The 7,711-nt window shown below is 70.8% G+C and carries 9 protein-coding genes and 1 pseudogene; 2 read left to right on the plus strand and 8 right to left on the minus strand.

What is annotated here, in order from left to right:
- The coding region (locus ACFWBT_RS39850) for a fibronectin type III domain-containing protein (protein ID WP_385708819.1) at window positions 1-405 on the minus strand (405 nt) is incomplete at its 3' end.
- A 366-nt stretch (window positions 406-771) separates the two neighbouring features.
- Here ACFWBT_RS39850 and ACFWBT_RS39855 point away from each other — a divergent pair.
- Entirely contained in the window at window positions 772-1,488 is a 717-nt protein-coding gene (locus ACFWBT_RS39855) for a glycoside hydrolase family 75 protein (protein WP_385708842.1), read from the plus strand.
- Between the two features lie 195 nt (window positions 1,489-1,683).
- Here ACFWBT_RS39855 and ACFWBT_RS39860 read toward each other — a convergent pair.
- From ACFWBT_RS39860 to ACFWBT_RS39880, 5 genes and pseudogenes are all read right to left on the minus strand, one after another.
- A pseudogene (locus ACFWBT_RS39860) lies at window positions 1,684-1,797 on the minus strand (3-ketoacyl-ACP reductase); the annotation flags it as partial.
- Window positions 1,798-1,812: 15 nt separating this feature from the next.
- Window positions 1,813-2,229: a PTS-dependent dihydroxyacetone kinase phosphotransferase subunit DhaM gene (locus tag ACFWBT_RS39865; protein WP_385708821.1), complete on the minus strand. Its 417-nt coding sequence runs from the start codon at window positions 2,227-2,229 to the stop codon at window positions 1,813-1,815.
- A complete protein-coding gene (gene dhaL / locus ACFWBT_RS39870; protein ID WP_385708824.1) occupies window positions 2,222-2,821 on the minus strand; it encodes a dihydroxyacetone kinase subunit DhaL in 600 nt (199 codons plus the stop codon). Before dhaL ends, ACFWBT_RS39865 begins: the two co-directional genes overlap by 8 nt.
- A 100-nt stretch (window positions 2,822-2,921) precedes the next feature.
- Complete coding sequence (dhaK, locus tag ACFWBT_RS39875) at window positions 2,922-3,914, minus strand: dihydroxyacetone kinase subunit DhaK (protein WP_385708827.1); 993 nt, start codon at window positions 3,912-3,914, stop codon at window positions 2,922-2,924.
- A 475-nt stretch (window positions 3,915-4,389) separates the two neighbouring features.
- Window positions 4,390-5,253 carry an SDR family oxidoreductase gene (locus ACFWBT_RS39880; protein WP_385708830.1) on the minus strand — a complete coding sequence of 288 codons (864 nt, stop codon included), beginning with the start codon at window positions 5,251-5,253 and terminating at the stop codon, window positions 4,390-4,392.
- A gap of 194 nt (window positions 5,254-5,447) precedes the next feature.
- Between ACFWBT_RS39880 and ACFWBT_RS39885 the strand changes: the two genes are divergently transcribed.
- Window positions 5,448-6,134 carry a TetR/AcrR family transcriptional regulator gene (locus ACFWBT_RS39885; protein ID WP_385708833.1) on the plus strand — a complete coding sequence of 229 codons (687 nt, stop codon included), beginning with the start codon at window positions 5,448-5,450 and terminating at the stop codon, window positions 6,132-6,134.
- 135 nt (window positions 6,135-6,269) lie between these two features.
- Here ACFWBT_RS39885 and ACFWBT_RS39890 read toward each other — a convergent pair whose 3' ends face one another.
- Entirely contained in the window at window positions 6,270-6,986 is a 717-nt protein-coding gene (locus tag ACFWBT_RS39890) for a GAF and ANTAR domain-containing protein (RefSeq protein ID WP_385708835.1), read from the minus strand.
- A 79-nt stretch (window positions 6,987-7,065) separates the two neighbouring features.
- A partial coding sequence (locus tag ACFWBT_RS39895; protein ID WP_385708838.1) for a GAF and ANTAR domain-containing protein occupies window positions 7,066-7,711 on the minus strand: 646 nt, incomplete at its 5' end.

A 7,711-nucleotide genomic window follows, 5' to 3' on the forward strand; every position in this document is an offset into this window, starting at 1 on the left:
CGTGGGCGGTGTGCGATCGGCCGCGACCGCCGCCGGGGTGGTGGCCCGCGCCCGCTTGCTGAGCGGGCCCGGGACCCCGGCGGCGCTCCGGGCCCGGACCGTGAAGACGTAGGCGGTGGACGGTTCGAGCCTGGTGATGTCCACCATGTGCTCCGAACCTGGCACTTCCTTGATTTTGGTGGTGCCGCGATATATCTCGTAGCGGGTGACCTTCGGGTCCTCGGCGGCCAGGTTCCACATGACGTGCACGCTGGTCGCGCTGCCCGCGGCGGCGGTCACGCCCAGCGGCGCGGCGGGCAGCCGTTCGCCCTGGCCCGAGGTCGGCGCCCCCCATCCGCAGGACGCGAGCAGGAGCAGTGCGCCGCACACCAGCACGCGCGGGACGGTGGGGGGAACGCGTCGCACGGGTCTGCCTTCCCTCGACGGGATTGGTCTGTACCTATAAGACACGGCTGACGCGGCCACATCAAGAGGGGAAACGGCTGTTGGCCGGACCGTCTCGGAGGTACGTATGCTGATCCGTGACGCGGTGTGAACTCGCCCCGCTGTCAGGGGAGTTCGTGCCCACGGCGCGGACCGCTGTCGTCGCTGATCCCGCGTCGGCGCGTGCGGTCGAGTGGCCGGAGTCGGCTGTGGCTCGGGCCCTCGGCCGTACGGCGGCCGGGAAAGTGGCCGTGCACCGTCCGGCCCCCTCCCGGTGGACGCGCTCTCGGACGCCCACCAGATTTGGGCAAATGAGCGTCCATGTCCCCCAGGAGAGGGTCTCCCATCGTGCGTGTCCACTCGCTGGCGCTGGCCGCGGCCGCCGCGGCCCTGCTCGTCCCGGCCCCGGCGTTGCTGTCGACCGCCCCCACCGCAGTCCGCCCCGGCAGCCATGGCGCGGTCACGCGGGAGGGCGGTGTCCAGGCCGCGGACCTGGTGGCGAAGGTGCGTGGCTGCGCCGTCGTCTCGAACGGGCGCTACCGCAGCGACGACGGCACCCGTGCCGACATCCCGGTCTGCGGCGCCGACGGGGCCGTCTTCTGGAAGGCGGACATGGACATCGACTGCGACGGCAGACCGGGCCCCCTGTGCAACAGCCGTACCGATCCGCTCTACTCCGACGCCACGGCCTTCCAGCAGTCCGACGGCCGTTACCTGAGCGCCGAGACCCTGCCCTACATCGTCGTCCCGGCCCCCAGCGGCGTCTGGAGCTTCCGGGACCACGGCATCGGGGCGGGCTCCGTGGCGGCCGTGATCTACCAGGACCGCGTCCAGTACGCCGTCGTCGGTGACACCGGCCCGCAGGACATCATCGGCGAGGCCTCGTACGCGACGGCCAAGGTGCTCGGCATCCGCCCCGATCCGCGCGGCGGCGGCGCCCCCTCCGGGGTCACCTACATCGTCTTCAAGAACTCCCGGGTGTCACCCATAGAGGATCACGCCGCCGCGGTGGCGGCGGGGGAGCGGCTGGCCCGGAAGTTCGTGAACGACACGAAGAAGCGCTGAGTCACCCCGACCCGCCCCCGAAAGCACCGGGCCACCGAGGCGGCGTACCTGCCCCCGGCTCTCGGCCGCCCACCCCCGGCTCCCGCCTCCCGGCCGTCGACTCCCGGCTCCCGGCCGTCGACCCCCGGCTCCCGACCTTCGGCTCCAGGCCCTCGGCTCCCGGCGTCCCGGGCCTCCCCAGTCCGTGCGTCGAGCCGCGGCCCAGCCGTTGTCGGCGGCCAGGATCACGCCGTTGGTGTCGCTCGCCGCGTCCGAGGCGAGGAACGCGATCGCGGCGACCTGCTCCTCGGCCTCGGCGGGTCGGCGGACGGTGCGGCCCCGTTCTCACACCTTCCGGTAGGTGTACGCCTCCGCTGCCGCCGCCTCCACCGTCGCGAGGTCGGCGCCCGTCGAGGCCGTGACGACGGCGGCCACCGTCCCCTCGACGAAGGGGGCGTCCACCAGACGCGTGTTGTCGGGGAGTTCGTCACCCTCGGCGAGCAGCGCCTTGACGGTGAGCACGGCACTGCCCAGGTCCGTGAGCACGGCGACCCCGGCGCCGCGGTCCACGGAGGCCGCGGCGGCGGCAATCAGCTCGGCGCTGGTGCCCAGGCCCCCGTCCACGGTGCCGCCCGCCGGGGCGACGGGAGCGGTCGTGCCGCCACCGGCCAGACCCGTCGCCAGCTCGGCGACGGACGCCGCGACCGCGGCGCTGTGGGAGACCAGCACGATGCCGACGAGCTTGCCTTCGGTGTCACTCATCGGCCGCCTCCACGAGTGCCGCGATCAGCAGCGACGAGGACGTGGCGCCCGGGTCCTGGTGCCCGATGCTGCGCTCGCCCAGATAGCTCGCCCGGCCCTTGCGGGCCTGCAGGGGCGTCGTCGCGACGGCGCCCTCCTCGGCGGCGGACTTCGCCGCGGCGAACGACTCGGCCAGCGCGTCGACCGCGGGCACCAGGGCGTCGATCATGGTTTTGTCGCCGGGCGCGGCTCCGCCCAGCGCCATGACCGCGTCGACGCCCGTGCGCAGGGCGTCCGTGAACTGCTCCTCGGTGACCTCGGCGGCGTCCCCGAGCGCCTTGCCGGTCCGGCGCAGCAGGGTGCCGTACAGCGGCCCGGACGCGCCGCCGACCGTCGAGATCAGCTGCCTCCCGGCGAGCGTGAGAACGGCGCCGGGGGTCTCCGGGGCCTCCTTCTCCAGCGTGGCGGTCACGGCGGTGAATCCGCGCTGCAGGTTGCTGCCGTGGTCGGCGTCGCCGATGGGCGAGTCCAGGTCGGTGAGCCGCTGTGCCTCGCGGTTCACCGACGCGGCGGTCACCGTCATCCAACGGCGGAAGAAATCGGCGTCGAGCACGGAATCTCCTTGCGTTTACGAAGGTTGCCCTGAGGCCCGGTTGAGGCCCGGTTGAGGCCGGTTTGACGCCGGGCGGCAGCCGGACTCGCGTTGACCGGGTTCACACGCCCCAGCGCAGCCCCGGCGTCTTCACCGGCGCGTCCCACAGACGCAGCAGGTCCTCGTCCACCTGGCACAGGGTCACCGACGCGCCGGCCATGTCGAGGGAGGTGACGTAGTTGCCGACCAGGGTGCGCGCCACCGCGATACCCCGCTCGGTCAGCACCCGCTGCACCTCCGCGTTGAAGCCGTACAGCTCCAGCAGCGGGGTCGCGCCCATCCCGTTGACGAGGACCAGCACCGGATTACGCGGCACGAGATCTTCCAGGACGGCGTGCACGGAGAAGTCGGCGATCTCGCGCGAGGTCATCATCGCGCGCCGCTCCCGGCCCGGCTCGCCGTGGATGCCGACGCCCAGTTCCAGCTCCCCGGGCGGCAGATCGAACGTCGGGCTGCCCTTGGCCGGAGTCGTACAGGCGCTGAGCGCGACGCCGAAACTGCGGGAGTTCTCGTTGACCTGCCGGGCCAGCGCCTCGACCCGCTCCAGGGGCGCGCCCTCCTCGGCGGCCGCGCCCGCGATCTTCTCCACGAACAGCGTCGCGCCCGTTCCGCGCCGCCCGGCCGTGTACAGACTGTCGGTGACGGCCACGTCGTCGTTGACGAGGACCTTGGCGATCCGGATGCCCTCGTCCTCGGCCAGCTCCGCCGCCATGTCGAAGTTGAGGACGTCGCCGGTGTAGTTCTTCACGATGAACAGCACGCCCGCGCCGCTGTCCACGGCGGCCGCCGCCCGCAGCATCTGGTCCGGCACCGGGGAGGTGAAGACCTCACCGGGGCAGGCCGCCGACAGCATCCCGGGGCCCACGAATCCGCCGTGCAGCGGCTCGTGCCCGGACCCGCCGCCGGAGACGAGGCCCACCTTCCCCGCGACCGGGGCGTCCCTGCGTACGATCACGCGGTTCTCGACGTCCACCGTCAGCTCAGGATGGGCTGCCGCCATGCCCCGCAGCGCGTCCGCGACCACCGTCTCCGCCACGTTGATGAGCATCCTCATGGGTACCTCCCGGTGAGATGAACAGACGAGTTCCTGACCTGTGTTTTCCCTGGTCGAACCTGGTGCGGTAGTTCCTGATCTTGGCGCTTCGTGGAGCTCATTGCCGGGCTGTGGCGGTACTGATGCTGACCCGATGCCGACTTTCGTGACGGCTTGTCAGGCGTGCGGGACGATGGGATGCGGGCCGGTGGTAGTGCTGTCATCCCCAGTATCGACCTTGCGGTAGCGAAGGTCACGCTCGTGGACGTCCGGGGAGGTACGCGCGTACTCGAACCTGCGGCCGAGCGCTGAGGAGGCGCTTGGCCCGTACGCCCGCGATCGGGGTCCTGGCCTGGGCGATCACCCGCGCCGACGGCGGCTCGCCACTCGACTTCGACAGCATTCGATACGGCCCGGATCACTCGTAGACGGTCGCCGCTCGCAGAGCTCGTACGAAGAAGCCTCCAGTCACCGCCGACTGACAACGGCTGGTCGGTCACCGGGAGCGCAAGGTGGCCTCCAAGACCGCGTGGACGGTCTTCGCGGGGTGACCGATGGTGGCTTCCAGGGTGGGGTCGGTGGCGTTGAACTCGCCATTGCGCGATGCCGCGAACATCGTCAAGGAGAACTCCGCAGCCGGCCGCGGCATCCCGCCGGCGACTGCCGCGGAGGTCCACTCGTCGTCGTCCATGACGACTCGGGTGATGGTCCGGCCGGTGATGCGGCTGAGGATGTCGGCGACGTCGGCGAAGTCCAGCGTGTGCGGGGCCGTCAGCGGCGGCGTGATCCCTTCGAGTGCGCCGTCTTCGGTCAGGGCGGAGGCCGCGGCTTCTGCCAGGTCCTCGTGGGCCGTCCAGGACATCGGGCCATCCTGCGGCACGGCGAGCGTGCCGGTCTTGAGCGCCGCGCCGATGTAGTGGCCCAAGGTGGAGGCATAGAACCCGTTGCGAAGAGCGGTGTAGGGGACTCCTTGCTGCTTGAGGTGTTCCTCGGTGGCCGCGTGGACCTTCTGCGGCGCGAAGAGCGACGTGGGAGAGGCGGCCTGGTGGCTGGTGTACACGATGCGTCGGGCGCCCGCTTCCCGTGCCGCGTCGATGGCGGCGCTGTTGGCGGTCGACGCGCCGCCGCCTCGAATGGCCGCGGAGACGACCAGGACGCGCTCGGCACCTTCGAAGGCGTGCTTCAGACTGGCGGGTTCGGTGAAGTCCCCCGCTCGGACTCGGACGCCGCGCTCGGCGAGCTGGGCGGCCTTGCTCACGTCGCGCACACTGACGCCGATCCGGTCGGCCGGCACCCGCTCCAGCAGGCGGTTGACGATCAGTGACCCGAGGTGGCCGGTGGCTCCTGTGACGATCAGCATCGGTGGCTCCAGCCTGAGGTTGTTTCCAACGGAACGAAAATTACGTTACCACTGATACTTCCGCTGGTTGCGACCATCGGAGACGATCCGGAGGTCGGTCGCAGCTGCCAGCACCTTCGGACAGTTCGACAGCGAAGGGCTGGCAATATCATCGATAACATCACCTGTCACACCTGGGCGATACCATCGTCCCCATGGCACCGAACACGCAGCGGCGAGACATCACCCGGGACCGCATCGTGAAGATCGCGGCCGACCTGCTGCGTGACCAAGGGCCGGCCGCGGTGACCACCCGCCGCGTGGCCCACGAGGCTGGGCTGCAGCCTCCCGCTCTCTACCGCTTGTTCCAGGACAAGGACGAGCTGCTGGATGCCGCCGCGGAGCGAGTCTTCGCCGAACATGTGGCGAGCAAGCATTCCACCGCCCCCTCGGACGACCCTGTGGAGGACCTCCGCACCGGATGGAACACGCAGATCAGCTTCGGCCTGGCCCACCCGTACGTCTTCGGCCTGTTGCTCGACCCGGCCCGCGCACGCGACACCCCGGCGCAGGTCAAGGGCGTGCTGATCCTCTCCGAGCGGGTGCACAGAATCGCCGCCGCCGGGCGGCTTCGGGTGAGCGAGGAACGCGCCGTCAACCTCATCCGCTCGGCGGGGATCGGAACCGTCCACACCCTGCTGACGCTGCCGCCGGAGCAGAGCGACCCGCACCTGGCCGACGCCGCCTTCGACGCGATCGCTCGCGCCATCCTCACGGATGAGCCCGCTGTCCCCACCCAGGATCCGACGGCCGTCGTCGCGGCCTTCCGCACCCTCATGCCCGAACTGCCCACTCTCAGCAAAGCTGAGGTCGCGCTTCTCGACGAGTGGCTGCAACGCTGATCCACCACCGCGCCACGGCCCTGGCCACGGCGGCAGGGTTTCGACCACTACCTCTGGAAAGCGAGTGGGGCTCGTGTCGGGGCAGCGGCGTGCGTTCGCCGCCTCGGCGACCGTGTCAGGGCACCAGTCCGGGAATCAGGACACCAGTCCGGGAAGGGGTTCCGTGCCGTCGATGAAGGCGCGGGCCAGGTCGGACAGGCGGCGGTTGTGGGCACGGGCGTAGCCGCGCAGTGCGGTGAAGGCCTGTTCCATGTCGATGTTCTGGCGTTCGGCGAGTTTGCCCTTGGCCTGTTCGATCAGTACGCGGCTGTTCAGCGCGGCCTGCAGTTGCTCGTTGAGGACGGTGCTGCGTCGGGTGGAGCGTTGTTGCAGGAGGCTGATGGTGGCGACGTCGGCCAGGGCCTGGGCGATGAGTGTGCCCGCCGGGTCGAACGGGCCGGGGGCGGCGCGGAACAGGTTCAGGGCGCCGACGACCTCGTCCCGCAGACGCATGGGCACAGCCTGGACCGCCCCGAACCCGCTGCGGTGGGCCGCCGTGACGAAGCGCGGCCAGCGGTCGACCTCCCGGGTCAGGTCGGGGACGACCACCGGCGTGCCGGTGCGGAAGCACTTCAGGCAGGGGCCCTCGTCGTTCTGGAGCTGGAAGAGCTCCAGCAGGCGTACCCGTTCGTCGGAGGCGGCCATCACGCGCAGTTCGCCGTCCCGGTCGGCGAGAAGCACACCGGCGGCGCTCGCGCCGAGCAGCCCCACGCAGCGGTCGGTGAGCAGGCGCAGGAAGTCGATCAGGTCGAAGTCGGCGACCAGGTTGTCCGCCAGCTCGACGAAGGTCTTGGCCAGGAGCTGCTGATTCATCGTAGGCACCCTCGATTGAGACTAGTCCCGCCGGGAGGGGGCGGGAAGTGCAGCACGTTCGTCGGCCGGAACCGGTGCGTCAGGCGCCTTCGTCGGTCCGTTCGGGTTCCGTGTCCGGGGAGAAGCGGAGCCGGTGGCTCACCACGTCGGTGGCCACGTCGGCCAGTCGGCGTCCTCGCATATAGGCGTAGGCGCGGAGCCGGACGAAGGCTTCGTCGATGCCGACGCCGAGCTGGACGGTGAGGATGCCGGTGGCCTGGTCGATCTCCGCCCGGTATGCGCCCAGGTCCTCGAAGCCTCGATCTGCCAGTGCTCCACCGGCCGGTGCGCCCGTCTCGTCGATCCGCGCATCGAGCAGGAGCACCGTCGCGAGATCGGCGAAGGCCATGGCATCGGCCAGTTCCTCGGCGTCCAGCACGGTCGGAACGTCGGCGTACAGATCGAGAACTCCCGGGCTGATCGCCCCTATCTGCAGGGGGAGGGCGAAGACGGCGCGCGCTCCGGCTTCCAGGGCCGCGTCGGCGAACACGGTCCAGCGGTCCTGTAGTTCACCGGCCAGCAGATCGGGCGTCAGGACGGTCGAGCCGTGCGTGAAGGCGTCCACGCAGGGCCCCTCGCCCAGCGTGAGCTGAAGTTCCTCCAGTTGTTCGCTGATGTCGTCGGTGCTGCACAGCGGGTGGCTTGCCGCGGTCCGGGACATCGCGGACAGCCCTGCCCCGCTGATC

This window comes from Streptomyces sp. NPDC060027 (assembly GCF_042737005.1).
Taxonomy (GTDB): domain Bacteria; phylum Actinomycetota; class Actinomycetes; order Streptomycetales; family Streptomycetaceae; genus Streptomyces.

Coding starts and splice junctions, on each gene's coding strand:
- ACFWBT_RS39865 (WP_385708821.1), bottom strand. CDS start 2,229: ATGAGTGACACCGAAGGCAAGCTCGTCGGCATCGTGCTGGTCTCCCAC.
- dhaK (WP_385708827.1), bottom strand. CDS start 3,914: ATGAGGATGCTCATCAACGTGGCGGAGACGGTGGTCGCGGACGCGCTG.
- ACFWBT_RS39880 (WP_385708830.1), bottom strand. CDS start 5,253: ATGCTGATCGTCACAGGAGCCACCGGCCACCTCGGGTCACTGATCGTC.
- ACFWBT_RS39885 (WP_385708833.1), top strand. CDS start 5,448: ATGGCACCGAACACGCAGCGGCGAGACATCACCCGGGACCGCATCGTG.
- ACFWBT_RS39890 (WP_385708835.1), bottom strand. CDS start 6,986: ATGAATCAGCAGCTCCTGGCCAAGACCTTCGTCGAGCTGGCGGACAAC.